Below are 24,589 nucleotides of genomic sequence, written 5' to 3'. Positions count from 1 at the left end.
CGGTTGGACCAGTGGCGTCGGGCGGCGCCGGGGGTGGGCAGGCGGCCGAACGGGTGTCGCGGGGCGGGGATTAGGGTGCCGGGTATGGCCGGTGAGATAGCGGTGGGCGCGATCGTCCTGGTGGGTGCCTCCGTCCAGCGCCTCGCCGGCATCGGCTTCGCGCTGGTCTGCGTGCCGGCCCTGGTCCTGCTCCTCGGCGCGGACGAGGGCGTCGCCCTGTGCAATCTGGGCGCCGCGGCCATCAGCGCCGTCGGGCTCGCGCAGGGCGGGGCGTGGCGCGAGATCCGCCCGCAGGCGATGCTCCCGCTGCTCGCGGCGGCGGCCTGCACCGTGCCCGTCGGCGCGTGGGTCGCGCACGCGCTCCCGGAGCCGCAGCTGCTGACGGTGATCGGCGTCCTGGTCACCGTGGCGGTCACCGCGGTGATCCGCGGCGCCCGCATCCCCGCCCTGTCGGGCCGCGGCGGTGCCGTCGCGGCGGGGGCGGCGAGCGGGTTCATGAACTCGTCCTCCGGCGTCGGCGGCCCGGCCCTCTCGCTGTACGCGGTGAACGCGGGCTGGACGGTACGGGAGTTCGTACCGAACGCGCAGCTGTACGGGGTGGCTGTGAACGGCCTGTCGATCGCGGCGAAGGGCACGCCGGGGCTGACGCGGCCGGGCTGGCTGCTGGTGGCGGCTGCCCTGGCGGGCGGCGCGGTGATAGGCGCGGTGCTGGCCGACCGGATCCCGGAGCGCCGGGCGCGGGGCGTGGTGCTGGGGCTGGCGCTGCTGGGCGGGGTGACGATCCTGGGGAAGGGGGTGTGGGGGTGGTGAGGCGCGGGCCCCTCAGCACCCCCGCACCGTCGCGGGGGCGGTGCGGGGCGGAACCCTCAGCCGCCCCGCACCGTCGCGTTACGCCGCCTCCCGCCGGAAGGCGACCACCGCGTTGTGCCCGCCGAAGCCGAAGGAGTTCGACAGGGCCACCCCGCCGCCCTCGCCCAGCGCCCGCGGCGCACCGGTGACGACGTCCAGCCCCAGCCCCTCCGCCGGCTCGCGCAGCCCGACGGTGGGCGGCACCACCCCGTGATGCAGCGCCAGCACGGTGGCCACCGCCTCGACCCCGCCCGCGGCACCCTGCAGATGCCCCAGCGCCCCCTTCGGCGCGGTGACCGGGATCGTCCCGGCCGCCTCCTCACCGAACACGGTCCGCAGCGCCGCGGCCTCCGCGAGGTCGCCGGCCGGCGTGGCCGTGGCGTGGGCGTTGACGTGTATGACGTCGCCGGGCTCGGCGCCCGCCGAGTCGAGGGCCTTGCGCAGGGCCTCGGTGATGCCCGTACCGGCGGGATCGGGCGCGGTCATGTGGTGCGCGTCGGACGACACACCCCACCCGGCGGCCTCGCAGTAGATACGCGCGCCACGGGCGAGGGCGTGCTCCTCGTCCTCCAGTACGAGGAACCCGGCACCCTCCCCGAGCACGAACCCGTCCCGGTCGCGGTCGAAGGGACGTGAGGCGTTCTCGGGCCCGTCCGCCCCGGGGGAGAGGGCCCGCATGGACGCGAACCCGGCCATGATGACGGGCGTGATCACCGCCTCCGTACCGCCGGCGACCACGACGTCGACATGCCCGTCCCGGATCCGGTCGATGGCCTGCCCGATCGCCTCCGTACCGGAGGCGCAGGCGCTGACGACGGTACGGGCCTCCCCGCGCGCGCCGAGATCGATGGCGATGTGCGCGGCGGACGCGCTGGGCACCAGCATCGGCGCGGTGTGCGGCGAGACGTACCGGGCGCCCTTGTCCTGCAGGGTGCGGTCACCGGTGACCATGAGGGGCGCCCCGCCGATGATGGTCCCGACGGACACCCCGGTACGACCCGCCTCCGCGCCGCCCGCGTCGAGCCCGGCGTCCGCCCACGCCTGGCGGGCGGTGAGGACGGCGAACTGGGTGGACCGGTTCATGGTCCGGGCCTGCGCGCGCGGCAGCTGCTCGCCGGGTTCGACGGCGGCCGGCGCGGCGACCTTCACCGGCAGGTCCCGGAACTCCTCGCCGCCCAGCTTCCGCGCCCCGCTGGCGCCGGCGAGCAGCCCCGCCCAGGTGCTGGCGGCGTCACCGCCGAGGGGGCTGATGGCGCCGACGCCGGTGACGACGACCCTGCGCCGGGGGCGGGCCCCCACGGGCCGCTCCAGCCGGCAGACGACGGTACGCGGATCACCGGCCATGAGCCGCCGCATCCCGGCGTCGTCGAGGACGCGGCCGTCCGCGCCTCGCCATACGCCGGCACGCCGCTCGTAACGCTCGGAGTCGGGGGTGTCCCGCGTGGCGTATAGGACGCTGACGAGGTCACCGTCGGCGAAGTCGGTGCCCGGGGGCGTCGGATGGATCAGCGGGATGCCCGCGGGGTCGACGCGCCGCATGAGCACGAGGACGGGTTCGCAGCGCCGCCGCCAGCTGGGAAAGTCCGGCCCGCCGTGCAGCGCACGCAGGGTGAGCTGGACGTTCTCCTCGTCGCCGGGCGCGCTGTCGATGACGGCGAACCGATGCCCGGGCCCGGTCAGCAGCACGTCCCCGGGGACGAGTTCGCCGACGGTGCAGGGGTGGACGGAGTCGGGGCGCTGTACGAGATCGTTCATGGCAGGTCCAAGGGCAGGGGACAGGAAGGGTATTACGGGATAAAGCCTCCGTAAGTGCCCCATTCTTGCCACGGTGTGGGGCGGTCGGACGTGGCCCGGATCACGAATCCGGGGCCAGTCCCGCGACTTCGGGCCCAAGGCCCCGCGGGGGCGGGACGTTCGCGGCGGCCGGGCCGGGCCGAAGGTCCCGGCGTGAGGCCGCCTCTGCTAAACCACAGGGGTGCACTTCCACGTCGTCGACGCCTTCACGAACCGCCCCTTCGCTGGAAACCCCGCGGCGGTGTTCGTCCTGCCGCCGGACACCCCCTGGCCGCGGACGGACGACCTCCAGCGGACGGCGGCGGAGCTGAACCTGCCGGAGACGGTGTACGTCCGCCCGGCAGCGGCCGCCGCCTGGGACATCCGCTGGTTCACCCCCACCCTGGAGACGAACCTCTGCGGCCACGCCACGCTGGCGGCCCGCCACGTCCTGCGCGAGGAGCACGGGATCGTGGGGGAGGTGCGGTTCCACAGCTTCCACAGGCTCCACAGGCTCCACAGCCGAACGGAAGGCGTCCTGACGGCGGACGCACCGCCCACCGGCCCGATCACGCTGGACTTCCCCCGGGCGGAGCTCACGCCCACGCCGGTACCGGACGGCCTGACGGCGGCCCTGGGCGGCATCCCGGTCCTGGAGACGTACCGGACGGGCACACTGGGCGACCTGCTGGCGGTGCTCCCGGACAAGGCGGCGGTGGCGTCGGCGGCCCCGGACCAGGCGGCGCTGATGTCACTGCAGCGAGGGCAGGGGCTGCGGGGCGTGATCATCACGGCGCGGGCGGATGACCCGGGTACACCCGCCGCCCCGGACTTCGTCTCGCGCTACTTCGCGCCCCTGGACGGCATCCCGGAGGACCCGGTCACGGGCAGCGCCCACACGGCGCTGACCCCGTACTGGTCGTCACGCCTGGGCCGCACGGAGTTCACGGCGCACCAGCTCTCGGCGCGAGGGGGCGTCCTGACGGTCTCCCTGCACGGCGACCGCGTCAGGCTGCGGGGGGAGGCGATCACGGTGATCGCGGGGGAGCTGCGGGTGCGGCCCGGGGCGGGGCGCCCGGGTGAATCCTGAGCGCCGGAGGTAGAAGGGGCGCCCGGAGGGAAAACAGCGCTGCATGAACACAACGGGTGCGGCGGCTGCGGCGGGCGGAACGGACGACGGCGGGGTGCGCCACGCGCGCGACGAGACGGCCGGCGACGGCGAGGTACGCGAGGCACCGGACGAGGCGGCGGCCCGCTACGGCGACCGCTACTTCAACGCATCCACGACCACCACGGAACGAACGCGCCTCGAGGCGCTGGCGGCGACGTTCGACCCGGCGACGCACGCGGTCCTGACGTCGCTGGGCGTGACGAAGGGCTGGCGCTGCCTGGACGTGGGCGCCGGCCTGGGAACGGTGGCGACGTGGCTGGCGGACAGGGTGGGCGAGGACGGCGAGGTGGTGGCGCTGGACAGGAACACGCACTACCTGACCGCCCTGAACCACCCGCGCGTGCGCACGCTGGAGGCGGACATCACGTCCCCGGAGTGCGCGCCGGGCACGTACGACCTGGTGCACGCCCGCTTCGTACTGATGCACCTGAGGGACCGCGACACGATCCTGCCCCGCCTGGCGACGTGGCTCCGCCCGGGAGGGGTCCTGGTGCTGAGCGACGGCGTGGACACGGGCACGCAGCACACGAACGAGGCGTGGCGGGAGACGATGGCGAAGCACTGGACGGCGGTGACGAGCGAGATCGGCACGAACCCGCACTACGCGCGCGGCTACCCGGCCCTCCTCACGGACAGCGGCCTGGAATCCCCGGGCCTGAAGGTGACGACCCCGGTGATCACGGCGACCTCCCCGTACGCCACGTTCTGGCGCCTGACCCTGACCCACCTCCACCCGGCGATCGCGACACACACGGACCTCACGGACACGACCTTCAAGGAGGCCCTGACGTACCTGACCCGCCCCACCACACACGACCTGGCCATGTCGATGTTCACCTCCTGGGCCACCCACCCCTGACCCGGCAAATACCTGTTCACGGCCACCCCCGGGAAGCTGGTAGTGTTCTACCCGTCGCAGCAACCGCAGCGACACCGCCCCCGTAGCTCAGGGGATAGAGCAACGGCCTCCGGAGCCGTGTGCGCAGGTTCGAATCCTGCCGGGGGCACCCTTCATGAGGTGCCAAAAGACCCCGCCACCAGCGAAAACGCTGAGGACGGGGTCTTCGTGTATATGCAGCCAGATGCCGCCCAAAGCAGCTCTCGGCCAGCTCCTGTGGACTATTTGTGGACAGGATCTTGAGGCTCTTTGCCCAGCTCACCCCGGGAATGCGGAGGGCCCCGGACAAGTCCAGGGCCTTGGAATCGTAGCGCTGCGGCAGCTCACTCGTACTCGCGTAGAAGATCCTCAATGCGCCGGTTCGCCACCTCTTCCCGCCCGTCGATGCACTTCGCATAGCGGGTCAGCAGCACCTCGACGCTGTTGCCCGCACGCTGAGCAACCTCTGTGGCGTCGACCCCTGCGTTGAGCCACGTCGACAGCGCGGAGTGCCGTAGGTCGTACGGCCGGCGGGCCAGTGGCGAGACGACAGCCGCCGGCGGCAGGGCCAGGGTCCGCGCCTCCTGCCAGGTCCGGTAGTAGCTCGAAGCAGCCACCACGCCACCGTTCTCGCTGAAGAACAGCCGCCCGTCATCGGCGACGCCGAAGGCAGCGATGTGCTCGCGGAAGATGGCCACGAGCTGAGGCGGTATCGGCACCCGCCGGACATCCTCGCGGGACCGGTTCTTCAACCCGCGGTCGTCATGGCTCTCACCCGTGTCCGTCCACTGCTTACCGACGCTCGGCCGCGTACGGTGCAGGAGCGCGGAGCCCCAGCCAGTGGCGGGCAGCGTCAGATCCGGTTCGGCCAGGCCGATCGCCTCAGCGGGCCGCAGCCCACCGAAGTACATCCCGGCGAACAGCCCCACCAGGCGCCGGCCGCGTGCACGCCGATAGCCACCCACATACGAGACGGCGTGCAGCAACGACCGCACCTGAAGCGGGTTCGCCACCACCCGAGGATCCACCAAGTCCGCCACCTTGGGCTTCTCCCACCGGACTTTCCTTGAACTCGCCCAAGTCCACGGCGTAGTGCAGTGCGTTGACCAGGGTTCGACGCTTGCGCCGCACCGTCTCGGCAGCCGCCGCCGTGCCGTCCAACTTGAGCCTCAGCGAGTCGAGCACGGCGAGACCGACCACCGGATCCGCCAGATCGGACAGCGGCCGAGACGCCTTGGCGACCCAGTGGAGCGTATTGGCGATCTCGGTAGGCAGCTCACGCTCACCCGGGCCCGGAAGGACGAACGCCCACCTCCGCAACGCGCTCCGGAGTAGCAGATCAGACGGACGCCCCGGGCGATCCCCGAGCAGCGCCACCGTGACGGACGTCAGCGCCTCATTGATCCCGTCCCGCGTGTTCGGTGCGACATGCGGCCACTTCATCGCGAGGTACTTCAGCGCGAAGCCGTACCAGGTCAAGGCAGAGACCTGAGGCACCAAAGACACAGGAAGCCCAGACTCGATATCGAAGCCCTCGCCGGCGTGCGCAGCGCGCAGCAGCTTGGCCCGGTGGTGTTCGGCCAATCCCTTGGTCCTGAAACTCTCTGAGAAGACCCGCCCAGCCACTGACCAGCGAGCGTCGTACGACGGCCTCTTGGTGTTGCGCTGCCGCACGCTCCAGATCTTGACGTCGAGGGAGATCACGCGGCCGTTTCCTCCCTACTTCGGAGCCAGGCGACGAAGTCGCTGCGCCACACCCTCAGCTCTCCGTTGGGCAGCTTCATCGCGGCCGGCGCCTGCCCCAACTCCCGCCACCGATAGAAGGTCCGTCGCGAGACATGGCCCAGCTCGGCGAGGATCTGCGGGACGTCCATCAGCTCGTCTCTCACGTCGACCACTCCCACTCGGCGAGGGCTTCGCGTGCGGTCTCGCGGTTGATGCGGATATCGCGTGCGATGGTGGCGGCGAGGGCAGATTCGCCGGGGGTGTGGCCGTGGCCGGCGTAGGTCCAGTCGGCGAGGACGAGCACGGTGTCGGGTTCAAGCTCCCCGAGGCCGAGCGCTTCCCATTGCTGTGCAGCACGATGGTCAGCGCGGATCTGACGCAGCGCGCCGAGCGTCGTGGAGTAGTGGCGGGACTTGGTGGAGAAGTGGCCGCGGAACCCGAGCATGTGCGCCCAGGCCCACAGCCGCCGCTCCGGATAGAGCGCGTCGAGCTGCGCGCATGCTTCGATCAGTCGCCGTGGGTGGTCGTCCAAGCCGAGCACGTCGAGGGCATCGAGGCTGCCAAGCGGGCGGTCGACGGTGCCGGTGGTCTCGGCGGCTTTGGTGGCGTACTTGGCGACGTAGGCAGCGATCGCACCTTCCGTGATGGCGGTCCCGCCCTCGAACGCCTTGATGGGGCGTACGTCGTGGACGCGTCCCCAGCGCAGCACGCGCCGCGGTTGCTGGCCGGCAGCCGGTACGGTCACCGCGGTGTACGCGTGGCGTAGCGCTGCACCGATGGCGTCGGTCAGCAGCTCGGTGCTGGCCCAGGCCGGGGGTGGGGAGTCGGGGCCGTCGGGTCCGTCGAGGCGGATCACGGCGTGGAAGTGCACGGCGCCGCGTCGCTGGAACTCGGCGACCTTGCCGTAGGACAGCCGCGCGACGTCGGCCAGGGCACGTTGGGTCAGGCCGGCTCGGGCGGCGATCTCGCGGCGGAGGCGTTTGGCGAAGCGGTCCCACAGCTGTCCGGCATGGTTGTTGAACAGCACCGCCCCGGCGTAGTCGTAGCTGTCCGGGTCGAGCGGGGTGCCGAGGCGGGGGTCGTGCTCGAGGTGGCGGTGTCTGCAGGCGCAGCGGCCGGTGTCGGGCCGGTTGTGCACGCCGCCGAAGGACGGGGCGGTCAGGGTGGCGAACACCCGCGGGTGCTCGCGCACGGTCTCGGGGATGTCTTTGGCGGGGTCGCCGGACAGCCCGGCGCGGATCAAGTGGTAGGTGTCGCCCGCGTACAGCCACGCGCACGGGGCGCAGCGCGAGGCGCGCCGGTTGCCGCAGGCGATGCGCAGCCGGCCGCCCGGTTCGTGCTCGGTGGAGTAGGCGTACAGGACCTCGCCGGTGGTCTTGTCCTTGGTGGTGGTCCAGCCGGAGAGGTGGATGGGATCGGCGCAGCCGCCGGTGCGGTGGATCTGTTCTCGCCAGCGCTCGAACTTCGGATCGCGGGCGGTCCACAGCAGGTCTTGCAGGGTGGCCGCGTCGAGCCCGGCGACAGGGTGGGGTGTGGGGGTCATAGCACCGCCTTGAGGCGTTCGCCGAGCCATTGGGCGACGTTGACCGAGACGGCGTTGCCCGCTTGTGCGGTCTGGTCGCCCTTGGTGCCGTGCACGATGTAGTCGGTCGGGAAGCGCTGGGCGAGGAGCTGTTCGCGTGGCTGGATCATCCGGTAGCGGCAGTCCTCCAGCACCGGCGCCGGCCCGAGCAGTGCGGCCGAGTCGCGGGTGCCCAGGGTGTGCAGCGGCTCGCTGGCGGCTTTGGTGGCGGCGTTGCGGTAGGGGATGACCAGCCAGTGGTGGCGCCCCTGCCCGGTCACGGTGTCCACCGGGGCGCTCACCGGCTCGGCGGTGGCATTGCGGCGCAGGGTGACGATGAACGCGTCGTCGGCCTGCGGCGGCGTGAGCAGCCCTTCATACCCCTTGGGGTTGGCCAGCCGGGTGCGCATGGGTTCGGCCGTCGAGGTCGGGGCGGTGTTCCAGGTGCCACCGGCGGGAACGAGCACCGCGTCCCCGATCCGCACTGTGCGAACTGCCAGCGGAGCAGCGTCGGCGGGTACCGCGCGTCCGTCGTGCCCGCCATGGTTGACGGTCAGCACCATGCGGCCGCGGCCGAGCAGGTCCAGGCCGGCCCGGATGCGCTGGATCGTATTCGGCACCAGCGGGCGCAGTCCGTGCGCGGGCCGGTCGGCGATGCGCACGCCGAGGTCGGTCCAGTCGATGATGGACGCTGCGGGCCGCACGTACGGCTCGACGATCCGGTTGCGGCACGCGGTGTTCGGGCAGCGGTAGTCGTACTGCTGGCCGTACTTGCCGAGCCGTTTGCCGTTGCGCCACGCCTGCACCGCCTCGACGTCCGTCCCGCAGTCCGGGCACCAGGCCGGCGGACGCGGCGCCAGGTCCGGGGCCCGCATGCCCTGGCGGGTGAAGACGATGTAGATCCGGTCGCGCCACTGCGGGGCGTGCGGGTTGGTGGCGTCACCGATGTGCGCCGAGGACACGGAGACGATCTGCGAGCGGTAGCCGAGCAGGTGCATCCCAGTGCGCCACCAGTCGAACAGCTCCCAGTCGGTGGCGCGGATGACGTCGTAGGCGGTGGCCCGGGTGCGTTCCCACGCGGCGTCGCTGGCGGGTTCGAAGCCGTCGCCCAGGTCGAGCGCGAGTTGGTTCTTCGGGCGCCGCTTGCGGCCGCCGGCGGGTGAGGACTCCTGGCAGATCGGCGAGGCCCACAGCACATCGGTACGCGGCAGGCGCCGCATGTCGTAGTTGTTGATGTCCTGGCACAGGTGCTCCGCGCCCGGATGGTTCGCGGCGTGCGTGTCGACCGCGGTCTGCCAGTGGTTGGCGGCGAGCTTCAGTTCGTAGCCGGCGGCGACCAGGCCGGTGGAGGAGCCGCCGGCGCCGCAGAACAGGTCGGTGAAGGTCAGCACGACGCACCTACCGTCACCGCCACCGGGCGGGTCAGGGTGCCGTGTCCGTCGCAGACGTGGCAGACGACCTTCAGGGTCAGGCGGGTGCCGTCCGATCTGCGCAGGCCGGAGTCGATGGCGACGACGGGGAAGCCGTCGCAGTTGCCGCAGATCCGCGCACCGGGCGGGGGCTGGTCGGGCATGATGGTTCTCTCCTTTTCGATCGGAAGGTCGGGAAGGGGCAGGGCCGCCGGGGCGGTGGAGACTTGGCGGTTTCAGGCCGCCCCGGGGGCCGGTCAGCGGTGCGGTGAAGCGAGCAGCGAGCGGATCACCAACGCGCACACGGTCAGGGACAGCGCGGTGATGGCCACTGCCAGCAGCAGCGAGACCACGACGGCCCCGACGACGAGCACCACGGCGACGACACCGCCGATCGCGGCCGGCGAGACGCTGCGCGGCCGAGGCAGCAAGGGGCGTGCGTAGGGCTCCATCGCAGCGTGGGGCTGGTGCACTGCCGTCGGGGTGAGCACGACCGGCTGATGCACGGTTCCGCTCAGGGTGGGTGCGGTGGGGTACTTGGGCCGAAGCATGATCGGATTTCTCCCTTTGCGGATCAGTCGTTGAGGTCGTTGACGCTGGTCTGTACGCCGTCGTGGATCGGGGGTCCGGCGTCGGAGTAGGCCAGGAGCAGGCCGCCGAGGATGAGCACGGCGACGAGCCAGCCCGGGGGCTTGTAGAGCCGGAAGCCGAAGTAGGCCAGCACCCCGGCGACGACGATCAGCGGCAGCGAGATGGTCATGGGAAGCACTCCTTTTCGGATCAGGTGAGTTGGGTGGCCAGTTGGGCAGCGATGGGTTCCGGGACGCCGAGGCGAGCGCGCAGGGTGTCAATGTCGATCGGCGTACCAGTGCGTGCGTGATGGACCTGCGCGATCTGGCGTGCATGGGCAACCAGCGCCGTGGGCAACGCCGGAGCCGCCGCAGGTAGAGCTGCAGGAGGTTCAGGTGTCGAGGCATCCAGGGTCGTGACTGCTCCGGGGTGGGCGACCGACGAGGGGTCGGCAGCCCGCTCGGGAGAGCGCTGGAGTCCGGCGTGCACCAGGAGGGTGCCGCCGAGGAAGGCCAGTGCGGGCCATCCGGCGACAAGGATCCGCAGCCAGGCCGGGACGTCGTTGAGGTCGAGGAGTCCGGCGGTGGCGACGTTGGCGCCCAGCGAGGCGACCAGGGCCACCGTGAACCAGGTCCACGCTGCCGCGGTGGCACCACCGACCTCCCGCAACACCCGCAACCTTCGCCATGCAGCGACGAGCAGGAGGTCGACGCTGATCGGGTAGGCCCAGGCTTTCCACCCATGCTGTCCGGCCGCTTCTGCAACGTCATGCAGGTGCGCGAACGACAGGGCACCGGCAATGACCGCCTGGATCAGTACGGCGTCGAGTCGGAGCGCGGTACGCATCGCGATCACTTCTCCATCGGGGGGAAGGTATGGCCGGTGGGCGGATACTCGGGACCGCTGACCGCCAGGACGTACGAGAGTCCGAGCGCCCAGCCGACGACGTGGGCGAAGTCCCAATCCGGACCGCCGGACGTGGCCGTGTAGGTGCTGAGGTCGTCGACCAGCCCGACTGTGCGTTCGACGTCCTGGCAGCGAGAGCACATGGTGATCACGCCGCTTCTGACTGGCTGGCATCGGTCTGCAGCGCGATCCACTGCGCGACCGCTGCGGCGTACTCGGTGACAGCGCTGACCAGCTGCTCGGCAACGGCGCGGTGCTCGTCCACCGGGCGGTTGGGGAACACGGAGAGGGACAGGTAGCCGCCGTCGTGGTCGATGAGCGAGAGGATCGGCGGGGTCTGCTGGCCGTATTCGTAGACCTTGGAGCGAAGTGCGGCGGAGGGGTGCAATGTGGCGTGCAGGGACATGGTGATCTCCTTCGGGCATGGTCCGGGTAGGGACCTGGCGCATGCGTCGCGCCGACGGGTGTGCGAGGTGGGTCAGGCCACGGGCTCGTGGTTGTGCTCACGCCCCAGGCGCACATCCCGTGGCTTGACCAGCCGAACCGGGGGCTGCAGCGCCGGCCGGAAGGCTTCCAGCTCCGGAAGGTCGGGGGTGAGGTGCGCGTGCGCGTTGCAGACGTTGGCCGCCTGGCGAATCGTGGTGTACGGGGCGCGGATCTTGGCCCACTCGCCGGACGCGGTCCCGGCGATGGCCACGCCCTTGCGGTCGTTGGGGATGATCTGCACGGCGATCAGCGCGTCCTCAGCGATGTCACCGAAGGTCATCTCCGCCGTGGACTGCTCGTTGACCCGATGCGAGACCCGACCGGTGAGCTGAGCCCGCAGCAGGGTGACGCCGTCGCCCAGGTCGGCCCCGAACCGCTGGCCGCACGCCTCGACGTAGATCCCGGCAGCGCGACCGAGCTGCACCAGCCGGATCAGGGCCGTGATCGTACGCAGGCGGCGTTCGCGCCCGTCCTTCGTGACCAGCAGCAGTTCTGCGATCTCATCGATGAAGACCACCACAGGCACCGGCCGAAGATGCTCGGGGAGACCCCAGATGTCGCTCGTGATCTCCTCATCCGGGATGTCGGCACTGATGCGCTGTTCCCGGCGGATGACGTCGTAGATCGCGGTCATTCTGCAGACAAGGGCATCCAGGAGAGCCGCCGCGGAATCCTGATCCACGGCGAAGCCGGAGAGCCGCCGAGCGAGCGGACCGAGCTCCACACCTTTCTTGCAGTCGATGCCGACGAGGGCTACCGGCTGCTTGGCCAACTCCGTGATCAGTTGTCGCTGGAAGGTGGACTTGCCGGATTCCGTGGCCCCGACGTTCAGCTCGTGCGGTGTCTGGCGGAAGTCGCGGTAGTGCACCGACCCGTCGTCACGCATCGCCACGGGAACGCGCAGCAGTCGGTCATCAACTACCCGCGGCAGGCGCACACGCTCCAGCACGTCGTAACCGGCCATCTTCACCTCGACGACGCCGGGGCGCAGCTCGCGCGAACCCACGGAGTAGACCTGCAGCGCGTGACGCAGTGGGTCGGCGGCCGTCTGGAAGTCAGCCAGGCACTGGCCGGGCCGCAGCCGCAGTCTCAGCACGAGGCCGGCGCGAGTCGGACGCAGCCGCAGAATCCGCGGAGCTTTTGGTGGAGACGGCGGCCGATGCATGATCTTGGCGACCTCTAGCTTCCACGCCGGGGGCTGCACGGTGAGCCCGCATGCCTCCATGGTCGGCCGATACCGGGTGACCAACTTCAGCACTGCGAACGCGACGCCGAAGGTCCGCCAGTACCAGTCCGGGCGCTTCCAACGGAGCACCAGCGCACCGGCTATGACCAGCAGCGCGAGGACGATCAGCCAGCGCATCTCACGCCGCCTTGCTCTTTGCGGCGCCGAGCTCGATCGCGATCACGGCGACGGCGCGGAAGGCGATGCCGTGGCGCTTCTGGCCGTTGAACTCGTTCTCCCAGGGGCGTGCGGTCAGGCCGGTCAGCGTGACGGGCATGCCGGGGTGCAGGTCGCCGGAGAAGCCGGTCTCGGGCACCGTGACGGTCAGGACCTCGGCGCTGCCGTTGGCGATGAAGGTGACGTCGACGGTCATGAGCTTGGCGTCGGTCTCGGGATCGATCGCGATCTCACCGGTCTTGCGGTTGGCGATCTTGACCTGTTGCGGCTGTGCCACCAGGACCAGCGCGCTTTGCGTGTCGACAGGGATCTGACGCATTGCAGGATTCCTTTCGAGGTGCGCGGACGCCTTGTGCGTTCGCGGGCATTTCTTGGCGCACCATCAGAATCGCTGCAGGTAAGGGGTCTTAATCACCGCGCCCATCGACAACTCCGGGACATCTCGCTAACCTCAAGACGTCCCTAGAAGTCCCCTCGGGGAGGTGAAGATGTCCAACGAGCGTTTACGTTCAGCCATGCTGGCGAAGAAGATCAGCATTTCGGATCTCGCGACGGAGATCGAAGTCGATCCAAAGACCGTCGAACGCTGGATCACCAAGGGCAAGATACCGTATCGGCGTCACCAGTACGCCGCCGCATCGATCTTGGACATGGACGCGAGCGCACTGTGGAGCGACACCCGCACCACAGAGACCGCGGCTGAGCTGAGCAAAGCGGAGATCGTCACGGTCTACCCGCACCGCCACGTCGTGCCGGCCGACCTCTGGCGGGAGATGTGTGAGCGGGCCACGGAATGCATCGACATCCTGGTATACGCCGGAATCTACTTGGCGGAAGATCCGCAATTCCTGGACACACTCAAAGCCAAGGCCAAGAGCCTCCGCGTACGCGTACTCATGGGCGAACCAGGCTGCGAGGCGGTGATCCGTCGGGGCATCGACGAGGGCCACCGAATCATGGACGGAAAGATCCGAAACGCGCTCCACAATTACCGCCCGCTCTTCACGAGCCACCCCGAGATCGAATTCCGGCTGCACGACACCGTGCTCTACAACTCGATCTACCGCGCCGATGACGAGATGCTGGCCAACACGCACGTGTACGGCCTCGGCGCGTACCAAGCCCCCGTCCTGCACCTGCGCCGACTCCCCGGGGGCACCCTCTTCGACACGTTCGCCAACAGCGTGCAGCAGACTTGGGAAGGAGCGAGGCCCATCACCGAACACGACATCACCGGAGCGTGACCGTGGGACGCATCGACTACCTGCACGACCCGAACGCCCCCAAGGCCAACTCCGTGGTGCCGTCCGTGGTGGCCTTCGTGCAGAACGAGGCCGACCAGATCCTGATGATCCAGCGCTCGGACAACGGCCGATGGGCCCTGCCAGGTGGAGGCCATGACGTCGGCGAGTCGATCAGCGACACAGTGATCCGCGAAGTCTGGGAAGAGACCGGGATCAACGTCGAAGTGCTGGAGCTGTCCGGCATCTACACCGACCCGGGCCACATCATGCTCTACGACGACGGCGAGGCCCGCCAGCAGTTCAGCATCTGCTTCCGCGCCCGCCCCACCGGCGGCGAACTCCGCACGAGCAGCGAGACGACACAGGTCCGCTGGATCGCGCCGGCAGACCTGGCCGAACTGGACGTCCACCCGACGATGCGACTGCGCATCGAGCACGCGATGGACCGGACGCGCACCAGCCCCTACGTCGGCTGACGCACCGCCTCACGAGCCGAGGCCATCCGATCCAGCACCCGAGCAGTGGCAGCAAGGATCTCCGGTTCAGCACGCCGGATGAACGTCCCGATGAGGCTGTCTTCCCCGTACCGCCCCGCAATCTCGTTCACCCGATCCACCGGGTTGGTCGGAGTACCGTCCGGCGTGGTGTTCATGTCGCAGTAGCACAGCGCATCGTCAAGGCCGGCCGAGTCGTGCGGAAACTCCTCTTCCAACACCTCACGCAGGCCGCGGGCTTCAGCCTCCATCCACGCGCAGGAGTGATGAGCAACGAGCCGCACGACCCGCTCATCAGCCTGAGCGACATCCCGCAGATAGCGGGCACCGTCGAGCGGATGAAAGCCCGTCTTCGCCAGGTCAGGGGCATAACCGATGTCGTGGAGCACCGCAGCAGCCTCCAGCAGCTCAGCGTCAGGCCCGAGGATCGGCGCGAGCGTACGAGCCCGCTGCGCAACCCCAAGGCAATGCTTCCACCGGCGCGGCAACGGCTCAGCAAGAATCGACTCCGCCAACGGCGCCGCCCACTCAGTCAGTCCCATGCCCCTCAGCCTACGGAGCACGCCGCCATCGCGGCAGTACGCGTTGATCTCCGAGCCCTTGGAGCAAGATCGCGAAACCACCGAGCTGTTGCGGTGAAACCTTCCCTACATCATCAAGCGCGTCACGCTTCGCGTGCCGCGCGCCCCGCGCCGACGCTCCCCCGCGACGCGCCTGACGGCGGATCGCGGGGCGTCGGCGGGGGCACTTCTTTCGGCAAGCGAACCGAACATGACAGAGGAAGGACGCGCGTGGCTGGGTCCGGCCGGCTCCACGGCTTTAGCCACCTCCCTTGGCGTGAGCCTCGAAGATCAGGGGGCCGATCGGGCCACCAAGGGCAGTCCAGAAGCCTGCCCGATCGCTGGGTAGCGTAAGGCCCCCTGATCTCTCACGCCAAGGCAGGCCACCGGCCAAACCCGCTCCGCCGACCTTGCGCCAGCACCGTACAGCAGAGCGGCATACGGTAGCGCCCCTAGCTGGTTCCACCCAGTTTGAGGGGCCCGATTCTTGCGCAAACATGTCAGATACAGGATCGGTCTTGGGGGGACAATGATCAGAACTGCTGAAGGCGGGAAGGGACAGTCGGCACAGGTGCTGCTAGAGGTGAGCCCGCCAACGAACTCAGGCGATCTCGCACCCCGCTCTGTGGGCCCTGAACAGTTCCGGCACCGCGCTGAGGAGATCGCCGAGTCCATCGCAGACATTGCCGATCAATTCCGAGTGCGACTGGAGGGGCTGCTCCAACGCCCCGCAGGCACGGGCTGGGGAGTAGAGACAATCGAAATCGGGTTCGACATAGCTGTCCAAGCGGAGTCCGGGGTCGTGATCGCCAAAGCAACAGCCGGCGCGACGTTCTCGGCAAGACTGACCCTGAAAGCCTCGCAGGAGTCACAATGACCCTCGCCGTAGGCCGGCTCTCCGACGCCACCTCCGGCCAGGAACTGGGCACAGTATTCGCAGTCTCCAACCGCTTAGCCCTGACAGCCTTCCACTGTGTCGGCGACCGCGAAGCCGGGGTGATCACCGTTCCCCGCATCCGATGCAACTGGGGCGGTAGCTCGAGTGTGGCCGTCGTGGAGGACGGTGACCCAGTCAACGACGTTGCTCTACTCCGACTTGTTCGGATGCTGCCCAGCGATCTTCAACCCGTGCGTCTCACATCAGATGTAGCTGAGCACTCGCCCTTCATTGCTCCAGGAGCGCCTGCAGAAATCCGAGGAGTCTTCGGCTATGCAGTATCCGGGGAAGTCACTTGGCTAAATGCGAAGTTAAACAACGTCACCCCTGCCATTCAGCTAGTTTGCCATCAGTCAGCGGCAGGCTTACCGTTACACGGGCTAAGCGGAGCACCAGTCTTGGTTGGTATGCCACTCAAGGCGGTAGGTATCATTCGATGGAATCCTCCACGCCCTGGCCACCCTGAGCTTGCCGCTGGCGCGTCGGTTTTCGCTTCGCCCGTAAAGGAAGTGGTGAGCCGATGGCCTCAACTCCGGCCGTCCGAAACCAGTGGATCTGATCTTAAGCTGCTGGTTCAACGAATGGCTCGCAGAAACCGCTCGCGAGCAGAGCCCACCGTGCAGACAGACATTCGAACCCTACTATTAACAAGCGGATTAGGTCTCAGCGAAGAGGACCTAGAATCAGTTACTGGTTCGCAGACATCTAGAATTGCAATCAGAACCTGTCGAGTCGCGGTCTTTGTGACAGATGACTTGCGGCCGAACAGCGCAAAGAGAGTAGCAGAGCAGTGCTTGGATGATTACATAGCCAAGAAAAGTCAGGAGAGCAAGCAACGGCATGTAGGAATTTTGACAGACGGCACCGAGTGGCATCTCTATCATCGAATCAACAGTCGCCTTGCGTCCATAGACACAGCCAGATTACTGGTCAACCCCGCTAGCCCAAACCCGGAGGAACTGCTGTCCTGGCTAGAGGCCGTCATAGCCAGTCGTCAGAGAATAAAGCCAACTCCTCGCGAGATTGAGAGAAAGTTGGGAGCCGGCAGCCCAGCCTACGCACTGGATTCGGCGGAGCTCGGCGAGATATACGAGAATTGCCGTAACCTTCCCAGCGTCAAAGTAAAGCGCGATATGTGGGCCAAGCTCCTGACCACAGCTTCCGGAACAAATTTCACAGACGATGACGCCCTGTTCGTGGACCACTCACTTCTAGTCGCCATGGCTGAAGTAATCGGTCATGCCGCAGTTGGATTCCGACCTGCAGCGCCTGAAGTAAACGCCACTATGATCATGTCGGGTACACTCTTCTCCCGATCCCAGATTGGCGGCGTCGTCGAATCCGATTTCTTCGATTGGATAGTGGAAACATCTGCGGGCGCGCGTTTCGTGAAAGACTTGGCACGAAGATTGACGCGGTTCGCGTGGGACCAGGTAGAACACGACGTCATGAAGGTTCTTTACCAGTCAATTATTCCAGAAGAGGTACGCCGTCATCTCGGTGAATACTACACTCCGGATTGGCTGGCCGAAGAGATTATCGCCCGGTGTGTAACTGAACCGCTCAATCAGCGAGTGCTCGATGCCAGCTGCGGCAGCGGAACATTTCTTTTCCATGCAGTTCGGTCTTTCGTATCGGCAGCCGAGCATGCAGGATGGAACGGAGCGAAGATTATTCGCAACATTGGGGAACACGTAATCGGCATCGACGTTCACCCAGTTGCGGTTGCTTTGGCCAGGGTCACCTATCTACTCGCAATCGGAGTCGAGCGTTTAGAGGCGAAGGATCGACCCGCTTTTAGCGTGCCCGTATACCTCGGGGACTCGCTTCGATGGGGGCAGGAATCCACAATCTGGTCATATGAAGGCCTTTGCGTTCGAACGGTTCTCGAACATGAAGCTTTTATTCACGATCCCGAGCTGGACGTTGGAACTGGTTCTGGTAATCAATTGAAGTTTCCTGAACGCGTCGTAGCGAACGCCAGAAATTTCGACAGGCTTGTCACGGAGTTAGCAGATAAGGCCGTTAACCGCCAGAGAGGTTCTAAAACTCCATCCCTCGCTGCATTATTCAACCGATTCGCAATCGCCGAGGAAGACCGCCCCGTACTGGATCAGACATTCAGAATAATGTGCCGACTGCACGACGAGGAGCGCAATCACATATGGGGCTATTACGTGCGCAATCTAGCTCGTCCCGTGTGGCTTGCTCGGCCAGACAACAGGATTGACGTTCTTGTCGGCAATCCCCCCTGGCTTCCATATCGAAATATGACTGAGGTGCAGAAAGGCTCCTTCCGCGCGATGAACACGGAGCGAAAGCTTTGGGTGGGAGGGGGGCTAGCGACCAACCAAGACCTGTCTGCACTGTTTGTCGTCCGGTGCATAGAACTCTACCTTAAACCAGGCGGGACTTTCGGGTATGTGATGCCCCTAGGCTGTCTGACTCGCCGACAATATGAAGGCTTCAGAACTGGCACGTTCCCAAGCCAGGCAGAACCTGTGAAGGTAGCATTCGCTCAGCCGTGGGACTTTCACAAGATCAAGCCCAAATTCTTTCCGCAATCGGTTGGTGCCGTCTTTGGCAAACGTCTTCCGTATACGGAGAAGGCAATTGCGCTCAACCAGATCCCGGAGGTCTGGTCAGGAAGATTCAACACCACCCGGGCGTCGCGTAGCGAAGCAACTCTGCGAATATCACGCGGTCTTGGTGAAGCACCTCCAGATCGACTGCCATCCAAGTACTCCGAGCGATTCGTTCAGGGCGCGACTGTCGTTCCCCGCTTGCTGTTCCTCGTGGAGGATGATGACAGCGGACCGCTTGGCGCTGGGGCGAATCGACAAGCGGTGCGAAGCCGACGAAGTGCGCTTGAGAAGAAGCCCTGGAGGGATCTCCCTGCGTTGCGTGGCATTGTAGAGCGAACCTTTATACATCCATTGCACTTGGGAGATTCAGTACTTCCCTTTCGCTGCCTCAAACCTGCTCAAGCTGTCATTCCATGGGACGGTTCCCGTTTACTCCGGGGAGACGATGAATTACTGGACATGTATCCAGCATTGGCAGATTGGTGGCGCAAAGCGGAAACGATATGGTTGGAAAATAGATCCAGTGAGCGATTAAGTCTTGCGGACCGCCTTGACTATCATCGCGGTATGTCCCAACAACTCCCCGCCGCAAATCACCGTGTCGTTTATGGCGCGAGCGGGCTGTACCTGGCATCAGCGATCGTCTCCGACCCATCCGCAGTGATTGAACACAAGCTCTATTGGGGACCAGCAACTAGCCTCGCTGAAGCGCGCTTCCTGACCGCAATTCTAAATTCGACCTCTTTGAACATGGCAGTTCGACCACTGCAAGGTCGCGGAGAACACAATCCACGAGATTTCGACAAGTACGTATTTCAGCTACCTATCCCGTTGTACAATCACGAGAACAATGAACATCGAAAACTTGCGATCTTGGCCGAGACGGCAGAACAGGTTGCGGCCGCTGTTTCGCTGCCGAATCGCCGCTTTGAGGCGTTACGTCAACTGGTTCGGAAATCACTGACAGAAAGCGGAGTCATGGCAGACATAGATGCAATCGTAAAGAAGTTGCTTGGGTAGGTGCCAGGCTCCCAGCGATTACCCGTAATCCCCACGGCGATCGAAGCGCGGTGCGAGGTGCCGCACGCCGCGCGGATCGCGGCCGAGAGCTCGGTGGTCCGCGCCAACTCCGTTCGACACGGGCGGGGCCAGACCCCTACTGGTCCAAGAGGAAGTCGACTGCGCAATTGATGCGCTTGCCGAGATCGCTGAGCGTATAGGGGGCGCTAGGGTTCAACCCAGAGAGGTCGGACAGCCCGTATTGAACGCGGCGGTGGTGAGCCCCGATTCCCTGGAAAATCCACGGCACCATCTTGACCATGCGGACGTCTGTCCTCCCGGCAGTGACGAACCAGCCTCCGGGAATAGGGAAGAATCGGTCGAACGCCTCCAGAGCTACTGGAATCTCGTCATCCGGGATGCCCGAATAGGTCGACATCCACTCGAACTCTTGCTGTTCTCTGTCCTCAAGGTAAAACCCTCCCCAGCCCCAGAGGAGTTGCTGCCAGAAGGTTGCGTAGCGACGAAAGTTTGGCTGCTCACGCAACCAAGCCATGCCGCTGTGGAACGTCGTCGGCAAGGCGTGGTAGGTCAGTCCCTCAAAGAACCACGTCTTCCCGTCTTCCGACATCCCGAGCTCCGGGGCACCATCAGGGTGCGCAAGCGCATAGTCAACCGCCGACTTCAAGATTGAAAGCCGGGCACGATGCTCAAGGTAGCAGCAGGCTTGAAGCTCTGGGAACTTCCCTTCGAGCATCCCTGTATAGCTTGCACTGTTTGGATTCACCGACTGAGGATCGAACGCTCCTCCGTCGAGTTCGTGTGCATAGCCGCGCGTCAACTTCGGATGCTCGCTGTACGCTTCGTACAGCATGGCCAAAGACTCTTCCGGTGCGCGCGCGAAGAAGGTTCCATTATTTATCTGGCGATGATAGACCTTCGCCGCCCTGGCCCCCTCCTCTCCCTTCTTCCTTGCTCGCTGATTTAGGAGCTTGATGAATCGGCGCTCCACACCATAAGAGTGCTGCCACAGTTCGATCAGCTCCGGCTCTACAAAGGATCCGAAGCCCGTCTGCGTGAAGTGCTCGGGAGCGACCTTGAAGTCCTTGAAGCAGACGACGCTAAGCCCCAACGGCTCCATCCGGCTCGGGGCGGTCTCACGCTTTTCCCACTTGGTGATGAAAAAGGCGCCACGATCGATCTTCAGGTACTGCATCAAACCGACGACCTTGAAGAGATCGGTGTAGCCCCAGCCTCCCCCCTTGACTTCGATAAGCTGCCGCACAGCTTCTTCGTGCGTGTAGTCAGTGGAGACGATGTCGAGCTCGAGAAGGTCCGCTGGGTCGGACTCCACAAGTTGCTTCTCCACGAAGTGGCCCGACGCCTGGAACAGCGCGGCGACGTAGTCCTCAAGTTCCTCACCGGCTCCTGGGATGTCCGGCAGCTTCACGACGCGACTACTCATGAGCAATCCCCCTCTGTAGAGCAGGAACTTTACCTGCGCACCGGGGCCAGCGGAGCGGACTTTGTCACGTCGTCGCCATCGAGGCTGCGGGCGGAGGCCATGCCAACTTCCAGTTGGTCCGCTGCTGACCATTAGCAGGCGCCCCCCAGAAGTCAGGTTTGCACTTCGAATAGTCACGGCGCCCTTGCCCGCATGGAGTGTGCGATGTCCTGTGGGCACCTGCGGGGCAATGGCGGCTTTCCTACACCTCCGACCTGGTCAGACGAGCATTGCTCAGAGTCCTGTAAACCTGCCGGCGGCCAGAGCCGGTGCTGATCGGCCAAGCCTAGGGTCGTGGACTATGTGTGGACAGTCGCCGGCCTGAAAGCTGGCATCAGAGCGCTGACGTGCACATCCCGCTTGAGAACCCACCCCCTCCGGAGCCGTGTGCGCAGGTTCGAATCCTGCCGGGGGCACCCACCGGATCTACACACTTGCCCGTCTCCATCGCGGAGGCGGGTTTTCGTGTGTTTGGCATCCTTTCCATGATCCTTTCCGTGGTCTGGGCGAGGTCGGGGAGGTCGTCGGCTGGGAGGATGATGCTGATCACGGCGCTGTCGAGATCCGGCTCCAGTTGGATGGTGAGCTGAAGAAGCTCGATCAGCTGGCGCAGGAGGGACTCTGGTGCATCGGCCAGGCTGACGTTCAGGACGGGGAGCTTGTCGAACAGCTCGGCTGCCGGGGGAGTCCGTTCGGTGTTCGCGGCTGAAGTCCGCTGACGGCTGTTCGTAGGATGAGCGTGAAGCTCCTCCGGCAGGGGGACCCGCACCATGGGACGCACCGGTGGACGACGACCGCCTCACACAGGCCGCGAAGGACCAGCTGCTCGGACGGAACCGAGAGCGGGAAGAGCTGGACCGCCTGCTGCGCGACGTACGCGAAGGGCGCAGCCGGGTGCTGGTGCTCCGGGGCGAGGCCGGAATCGGCAAGTCGGCGCTGCTCGATTACCTGGCCATGCGGGCAACCCGGATGCAGACGGTGCGCACGGCCGGCGTCGAGGCGGAGTCCGACTTCGCGTATTCCGCCTTGCAGAGCCTCTGCGCACCCCTGCTGACACACATCGATCGGCTGCCGCAGGTGCAGCAGGATGCGCTGCGCGTCGCCTTCGGCCTGAGCGCGGGCAATCCGCCGGAGATGCTGCTGGTCGGGTTGGCCGTGCTCGGCCTGTTCTCCGAGGGGGCGGCCCAGTCGCCATTGCTGTGTCTGGTCGACGACGCGCAATGGCTTGACTTGATGTCCCAGCGGGTCCTCACCTTCGTCGGACGCCGCCTGGACGCTGAGTCGGTCGCGCTGGTCTTCGCCGAGCGGGTCACCGACCAGGCCGAGAAAGAGGGGGGCGTCACCGGTCTGCCGGAGTTGGTCGTGAGTGGACTGCCCGACGCCGAGGCCCGGGCCCTGCTGGACTCGGTGTTGCCCGGGCCGGTCGACGACCGGGTGCGCGATCGGATCGTCGCCGAGACCGGCGGTAACCCCCTCGCCCTGCTGGAACTGCCCCGCGGGCTGTCCCCGGCCGAGCTGGCGTTCGGCTTCGGCGGTCCCGGCGTCGCCTCGCTGGCCACCCGTGTCGAGGGCGGCTTCCGAGGCCGTGTCGAGGCGATGCCCGCCGACACCCGCACCCTGCTGCTGACCGCGGCCGCGGAGCCGGTCGGCGACGGGCTGTTGCTGCAGCGCGCCCTGAACCTGCTGGGTATCGAGCCTGACGCCGCGGCGCCGGCCGAAACCGCGGGCTTGCTCAAGCTGGGAGCTCCCGTTCGGTTCCGGCACCCGCTCGTGCGCTCGGCGGTCTGGCGCGGGGCGGACGCCGCCACGCTGCGCGCGGTACACGGCGCGCTCGCCGAGGTCACCGACGCCGAGCGTGATCCCGACCGGCGCGCCTGGCATCGGGCCCACGCCGCCGTCGGGCCGGACGAGGACATCGCCGTCGCCCTGGAGCATTGCGCAGACCGGGCCCTGGCCCGCGGTGGCCGGGCCGCCGCCGCTTCCTTCCTGGAACGCGCCGCTGCGCTCACCCCGGACCCGTGGGAGCGGGCTCGACGCGCTTTGGCCGCCGCGTCCGCCCACCTGGCCGCAGGTGCTCCCGCGCAAGTCCCGGACCTGCTCGCCGTCGCCGGGCTGGGGCCGACGGACTCCGGGCAGCAGGCCGAGGCGGCCCGGTTGCGGGCCAGGGCGTCCTACATGATCAACCCGGGGCGGGGTGCGGTGCAGCCGCTGCTGGCCGCGACCGTCCAGCTCCGGGACCTCGATCCGGCCGCCGCCCGTGAGACCTGTCTGTCGGCACTCGGGGCGGCGATGTGGGCCGGCCGGCTCGATCCGGACGAACTTCCGCGGGTCGTCGAGGTGGCCCGCGACCTGCCGCCCGACGAGGACGCGGCGGGGGCCTTCTTGCGGGCGTTCGTCACCTGGTCGACCGACGGTCCGGCCGCGGCGCGCCCGTTCCTGCGCCAGGTGCTGGACACCTACACCGCCGACGGGGACCCGGGGGCGTTGTGGCTGGCCGCGGCCACCGGTGTCGAACTCGGCGATCTCCGTACGGTTCTGAGCATCACGGACCGCGCGACCGCCCTGGCCAGGGCCACCGGCACGGTGTCGGTCATCCCCACCACGCTGACCTACCGGACGATCGCCCTGATCCATGCAGGCCGGTTCTCCGAGACCCGTGACGCGCTCGCGGAGACCGTGGCCGCCGAGGAAGCCATGGGCCTCAGCAGGTCGGTGATCGGTCCGGCGATGCTCGGTGCATACCGGGGACGTGAGCGATCGGCGGTAGACCTGATCGAGGCGCTGGAACGCGATGGCGAACAGCGCGGCCTGGGACGGCTGCTGGGTGTGTCGGAATGTGCCAGGGCTGTGCTCTACAACGGCCTGGGCAACTACCCGCTCGCGTTGGAAGCCGCCCGCCGGGCCCTGGCGTATCAAGACTTCGCCCTGCACAACTGGGCGCTCGCCGAACTCGCCGAAGCAGCGGCCCGGACCGGCGACCGAGGCGCGGCGGAAGAGGCGCGCGACCGGCTCTCCGACTGGGCCCGGGCCGGCACGTCCTGGGCCCAGGGTGTGCACATGCTCGCCGAGGCCCTCACCGGGACCGACGAGGCGGCCGCGACCGAAGGCCACTACCGCGAGGCGATCAGCCACTTCGACGAAGGTGGGCTCGGCGTGCTCCAGGCCCGGTCCAGGCTGCTGTTCGGCGAATGGCTGCGCCGCCAGAACCGGCGCGCGCAAGCCCGGACCGAGCTGCGGGCCGCACACGAAGCGGCTTCGACCATGGGCATGGAGGCGTTCGCCGAACGCGCCGGGCGCGAGTTGCTCGCCACCGGCGAGACCGTCCGCAAACGCACGGTCGGCGCCCCGGTCCTGACCCCGCAGGAGACGCAGATCGCCCGGCTCGCGGTGGCCGGACATTCGAACGCCGAGATCGGCGCGCAGCTTTTCCTCAGCCCTCGGACCGTGGAATGGCACCTGCGGAAGGTGTTCACCAAGCTGAACATCTCCTCCCGCCGCGAACTCGACAGGGCTACGTCCGGCGACGATCGCTGACGC

The 24,589-nt window shown here is 67.2% G+C and carries 22 protein-coding genes, 1 tRNA gene and 2 pseudogenes; 9 read left to right on the top strand and 16 right to left on the bottom strand.

Annotated features, from left to right (window positions below):
- Positions 1-84: 84 nt before the first annotated feature.
- Entirely contained in the window at positions 85-810 is a 726-nt protein-coding gene (locus tag AB0M28_RS10805; protein WP_365401104.1) for a sulfite exporter TauE/SafE family protein, read from the top strand.
- A gap of 78 nt (positions 811-888) precedes the next feature.
- Here the strand turns inward: AB0M28_RS10805 and AB0M28_RS10800 are convergent, their stop codons facing one another.
- Entirely contained in the window at positions 889-2,604 is a 1,716-nt protein-coding gene (locus AB0M28_RS10800; RefSeq protein WP_365401101.1) for a beta-ketoacyl-[acyl-carrier-protein] synthase family protein, read from the bottom strand.
- Between the two features lie 220 nt (positions 2,605-2,824).
- Here AB0M28_RS10800 and AB0M28_RS10795 point away from each other — a divergent pair, with 220 nt between their 5' ends.
- The 3 genes from AB0M28_RS10795 to AB0M28_RS10785 all read left to right on the top strand — a co-directional run bounded on the left by AB0M28_RS10795 (position 2,825) and on the right by AB0M28_RS10785 (position 4,800).
- The gene (locus AB0M28_RS10795) at positions 2,825-3,712 is read left to right on the top strand and encodes a PhzF family phenazine biosynthesis protein (RefSeq protein WP_365401098.1); all 888 of its coding nucleotides are present in this window, start codon (positions 2,825-2,827) and stop codon (positions 3,710-3,712) included.
- Between the two features lie 43 nt (positions 3,713-3,755).
- On the top strand, positions 3,756-4,652 hold the full coding sequence (locus tag AB0M28_RS10790) for a methyltransferase domain-containing protein (RefSeq protein ID WP_365401095.1): 897 nt from the start codon (positions 3,756-3,758) through the stop codon (positions 4,650-4,652).
- Between the two features lie 76 nt (positions 4,653-4,728).
- A tRNA-Arg gene (locus AB0M28_RS10785) sits at positions 4,729-4,800 on the top strand.
- 214 nt (positions 4,801-5,014) lie between these two features.
- On the opposite strand, the pseudogene AB0M28_RS10780 reads toward AB0M28_RS10785, so the two are convergent.
- The 12 genes and pseudogenes from AB0M28_RS10780 to AB0M28_RS10725 form a co-directional block, all read right to left on the bottom strand.
- Positions 5,015-6,374, bottom strand: a pseudogene (locus tag AB0M28_RS10780) (site-specific integrase).
- The gene (locus AB0M28_RS10775) at positions 6,371-6,544 is read right to left on the bottom strand and encodes a helix-turn-helix domain-containing protein (protein WP_365401226.1); all 174 of its coding nucleotides are present in this window, start codon (positions 6,542-6,544) and stop codon (positions 6,371-6,373) included. Before AB0M28_RS10775 ends, AB0M28_RS10780 begins: the two are co-directional and overlap by 4 nt.
- Positions 6,545-6,555: 11 nt before the next feature.
- A complete protein-coding gene (gene repSA, locus AB0M28_RS10770; RefSeq protein ID WP_365401092.1) occupies positions 6,556-7,938 on the bottom strand; it encodes a replication initiator protein RepSA in 1,383 nt (460 codons plus the stop codon).
- Positions 7,935-9,347: a DNA cytosine methyltransferase gene (locus AB0M28_RS10765; RefSeq protein WP_365401088.1), complete on the bottom strand. Its 1,413-nt coding sequence runs from the start codon at positions 9,345-9,347 to the stop codon at positions 7,935-7,937. Before AB0M28_RS10765 ends, repSA begins: the two co-directional genes overlap by 4 nt.
- On the bottom strand, positions 9,341-9,529 hold the full coding sequence (locus AB0M28_RS10760; protein ID WP_365401085.1) for a hypothetical protein: 189 nt from the start codon (positions 9,527-9,529) through the stop codon (positions 9,341-9,343). Before AB0M28_RS10760 ends, AB0M28_RS10765 begins: the two co-directional genes overlap by 7 nt.
- A gap of 93 nt (positions 9,530-9,622) precedes the next feature.
- Positions 9,623-9,796 (bottom strand): hypothetical protein, encoded by a 174-nt coding sequence (locus AB0M28_RS10755; protein WP_365401082.1) that lies wholly within the window; start codon positions 9,794-9,796, stop codon positions 9,623-9,625.
- 143 nt (positions 9,797-9,939) lie between these two features.
- Entirely contained in the window at positions 9,940-10,125 is a 186-nt protein-coding gene (locus AB0M28_RS10750; protein ID WP_365401079.1) for a hypothetical protein, read from the bottom strand.
- A gap of 20 nt (positions 10,126-10,145) precedes the next feature.
- Positions 10,146-10,781: a DUF2637 domain-containing protein gene (locus AB0M28_RS10745; protein WP_365401076.1), complete on the bottom strand. Its 636-nt coding sequence runs from the start codon at positions 10,779-10,781 to the stop codon at positions 10,146-10,148.
- Between the two features lie 5 nt (positions 10,782-10,786).
- Entirely contained in the window at positions 10,787-10,993 is a 207-nt protein-coding gene (locus AB0M28_RS10740) for a hypothetical protein (RefSeq protein WP_365401073.1), read from the bottom strand.
- Positions 10,990-11,247 (bottom strand): hypothetical protein, encoded by a 258-nt coding sequence (locus AB0M28_RS10735; RefSeq protein ID WP_365401070.1) that lies wholly within the window; start codon positions 11,245-11,247, stop codon positions 10,990-10,992. The genes AB0M28_RS10740 and AB0M28_RS10735 overlap by 4 nt, the downstream gene beginning before the upstream one ends.
- Before the next feature lie 72 nt (positions 11,248-11,319).
- Entirely contained in the window at positions 11,320-12,690 is a 1,371-nt protein-coding gene (locus tag AB0M28_RS10730) for an FtsK/SpoIIIE domain-containing protein (RefSeq protein WP_365401067.1), read from the bottom strand.
- Position 12,691: 1 nt separating this feature from the next.
- Positions 12,692-13,048 (bottom strand): hypothetical protein, encoded by a 357-nt coding sequence (locus tag AB0M28_RS10725; protein WP_365401064.1) that lies wholly within the window; start codon positions 13,046-13,048, stop codon positions 12,692-12,694.
- A 169-nt stretch (positions 13,049-13,217) separates the two neighbouring features.
- Here AB0M28_RS10725 and AB0M28_RS10720 point away from each other — a divergent pair, with 169 nt between their 5' ends.
- On the top strand, positions 13,218-13,973 hold the full coding sequence (locus AB0M28_RS10720; RefSeq protein ID WP_365401061.1) for an XRE family transcriptional regulator: 756 nt from the start codon (positions 13,218-13,220) through the stop codon (positions 13,971-13,973).
- A gap of 2 nt (positions 13,974-13,975) precedes the next feature.
- Entirely contained in the window at positions 13,976-14,449 is a 474-nt protein-coding gene (locus AB0M28_RS10715; RefSeq protein ID WP_365401223.1) for an NUDIX domain-containing protein, read from the top strand.
- Here AB0M28_RS10715 and AB0M28_RS10710 read toward each other — a convergent pair.
- Positions 14,437-15,009 (bottom strand): HD domain-containing protein, encoded by a 573-nt coding sequence (locus tag AB0M28_RS10710; RefSeq protein ID WP_365401059.1) that lies wholly within the window; start codon positions 15,007-15,009, stop codon positions 14,437-14,439. The genes AB0M28_RS10715 and AB0M28_RS10710 overlap by 13 nt on opposite strands.
- An 891-nt stretch (positions 15,010-15,900) precedes the next feature.
- Between AB0M28_RS10710 and AB0M28_RS10705 the strand changes: the two are divergent.
- Both AB0M28_RS10705 and AB0M28_RS10700 read left to right on the top strand, forming a co-directional pair.
- Positions 15,901-16,353 (top strand): annotated as a pseudogene (locus AB0M28_RS10705) (trypsin-like peptidase domain-containing protein); the annotation flags it as partial.
- Between the two features lie 228 nt (positions 16,354-16,581).
- Entirely contained in the window at positions 16,582-19,569 is a 2,988-nt protein-coding gene (locus AB0M28_RS10700; RefSeq protein WP_365401220.1) for an N-6 DNA methylase, read from the top strand.
- A gap of 136 nt (positions 19,570-19,705) precedes the next feature.
- On the opposite strand, the gene AB0M28_RS10695 is transcribed toward AB0M28_RS10700, so the two are convergent.
- Both AB0M28_RS10695 and AB0M28_RS10690 read right to left on the bottom strand, forming a co-directional pair.
- On the bottom strand, positions 19,706-20,998 hold the full coding sequence (locus AB0M28_RS10695; RefSeq protein ID WP_365401056.1) for a hypothetical protein: 1,293 nt from the start codon (positions 20,996-20,998) through the stop codon (positions 19,706-19,708).
- Between the two features lie 388 nt (positions 20,999-21,386).
- Positions 21,387-21,824 carry a hypothetical protein gene (locus AB0M28_RS10690; RefSeq protein WP_365401053.1) on the bottom strand — a complete coding sequence of 146 codons (438 nt, stop codon included), beginning with the start codon at positions 21,822-21,824 and terminating at the stop codon, positions 21,387-21,389.
- A gap of 11 nt (positions 21,825-21,835) precedes the next feature.
- Between AB0M28_RS10690 and AB0M28_RS10685 the strand changes: the two genes are divergently transcribed.
- Positions 21,836-24,586 carry an AAA family ATPase gene (locus AB0M28_RS10685; RefSeq protein WP_365401051.1) on the top strand — a complete coding sequence of 917 codons (2,751 nt, stop codon included), beginning with the start codon at positions 21,836-21,838 and terminating at the stop codon, positions 24,584-24,586.
- The last annotated feature ends 3 nt before the right edge of the window (positions 24,587-24,589 follow it).

Source organism: Streptomyces sp. NPDC051940, from assembly GCF_040680895.1.
Classification (GTDB): domain Bacteria; phylum Actinomycetota; class Actinomycetes; order Streptomycetales; family Streptomycetaceae; genus Streptomyces.
This window is presented reverse-complemented; position numbering and strand designations above follow the sequence as displayed.

What these genes read in the sequence shown, in the direction of transcription:
- AB0M28_RS10745 (WP_365401076.1), bottom strand. Translation starts at nt 10,781, where the DNA reads ATGCGTACCGCGCTCCGACTCGACGCCGTACTGATCCAGGCGGTCATT.
- repSA (WP_365401092.1), bottom strand. Translation starts at nt 7,938, where the DNA reads ATGACCCCCACACCCCACCCTGTCGCCGGGCTCGACGCGGCCACCCTG.
- AB0M28_RS10775 (WP_365401226.1), bottom strand. Translation starts at nt 6,544, where the DNA reads ATGGACGTCCCGCAGATCCTCGCCGAGCTGGGCCATGTCTCGCGACGG.
- AB0M28_RS10760 (WP_365401085.1), bottom strand. Translation starts at nt 9,529, where the DNA reads ATGCCCGACCAGCCCCCGCCCGGTGCGCGGATCTGCGGCAACTGCGAC.
- AB0M28_RS10720 (WP_365401061.1), top strand. Translation starts at nt 13,218, where the DNA reads ATGTCCAACGAGCGTTTACGTTCAGCCATGCTGGCGAAGAAGATCAGC.
- AB0M28_RS10730 (WP_365401067.1), bottom strand. Translation starts at nt 12,690, where the DNA reads ATGCGCTGGCTGATCGTCCTCGCGCTGCTGGTCATAGCCGGTGCGCTG.
- AB0M28_RS10735 (WP_365401070.1), bottom strand. Translation starts at nt 11,247, where the DNA reads ATGTCCCTGCACGCCACATTGCACCCCTCCGCCGCACTTCGCTCCAAG.
- AB0M28_RS10750 (WP_365401079.1), bottom strand. Translation starts at nt 10,125, where the DNA reads ATGACCATCTCGCTGCCGCTGATCGTCGTCGCCGGGGTGCTGGCCTAC.
- AB0M28_RS10805 (WP_365401104.1), top strand. Translation starts at nt 85, where the DNA reads ATGGCCGGTGAGATAGCGGTGGGCGCGATCGTCCTGGTGGGTGCCTCC.
- AB0M28_RS10725 (WP_365401064.1), bottom strand. Translation starts at nt 13,048, where the DNA reads ATGCGTCAGATCCCTGTCGACACGCAAAGCGCGCTGGTCCTGGTGGCA.
- AB0M28_RS10790 (WP_365401095.1), top strand. Translation starts at nt 3,756, where the DNA reads ATGAACACAACGGGTGCGGCGGCTGCGGCGGGCGGAACGGACGACGGC.
- AB0M28_RS10800 (WP_365401101.1), bottom strand. Translation starts at nt 2,604, where the DNA reads ATGAACGATCTCGTACAGCGCCCCGACTCCGTCCACCCCTGCACCGTC.
- AB0M28_RS10690 (WP_365401053.1), bottom strand. Translation starts at nt 21,824, where the DNA reads ATGGTGCGGGTCCCCCTGCCGGAGGAGCTTCACGCTCATCCTACGAAC.
- AB0M28_RS10710 (WP_365401059.1), bottom strand. Translation starts at nt 15,009, where the DNA reads ATGGGACTGACTGAGTGGGCGGCGCCGTTGGCGGAGTCGATTCTTGCT.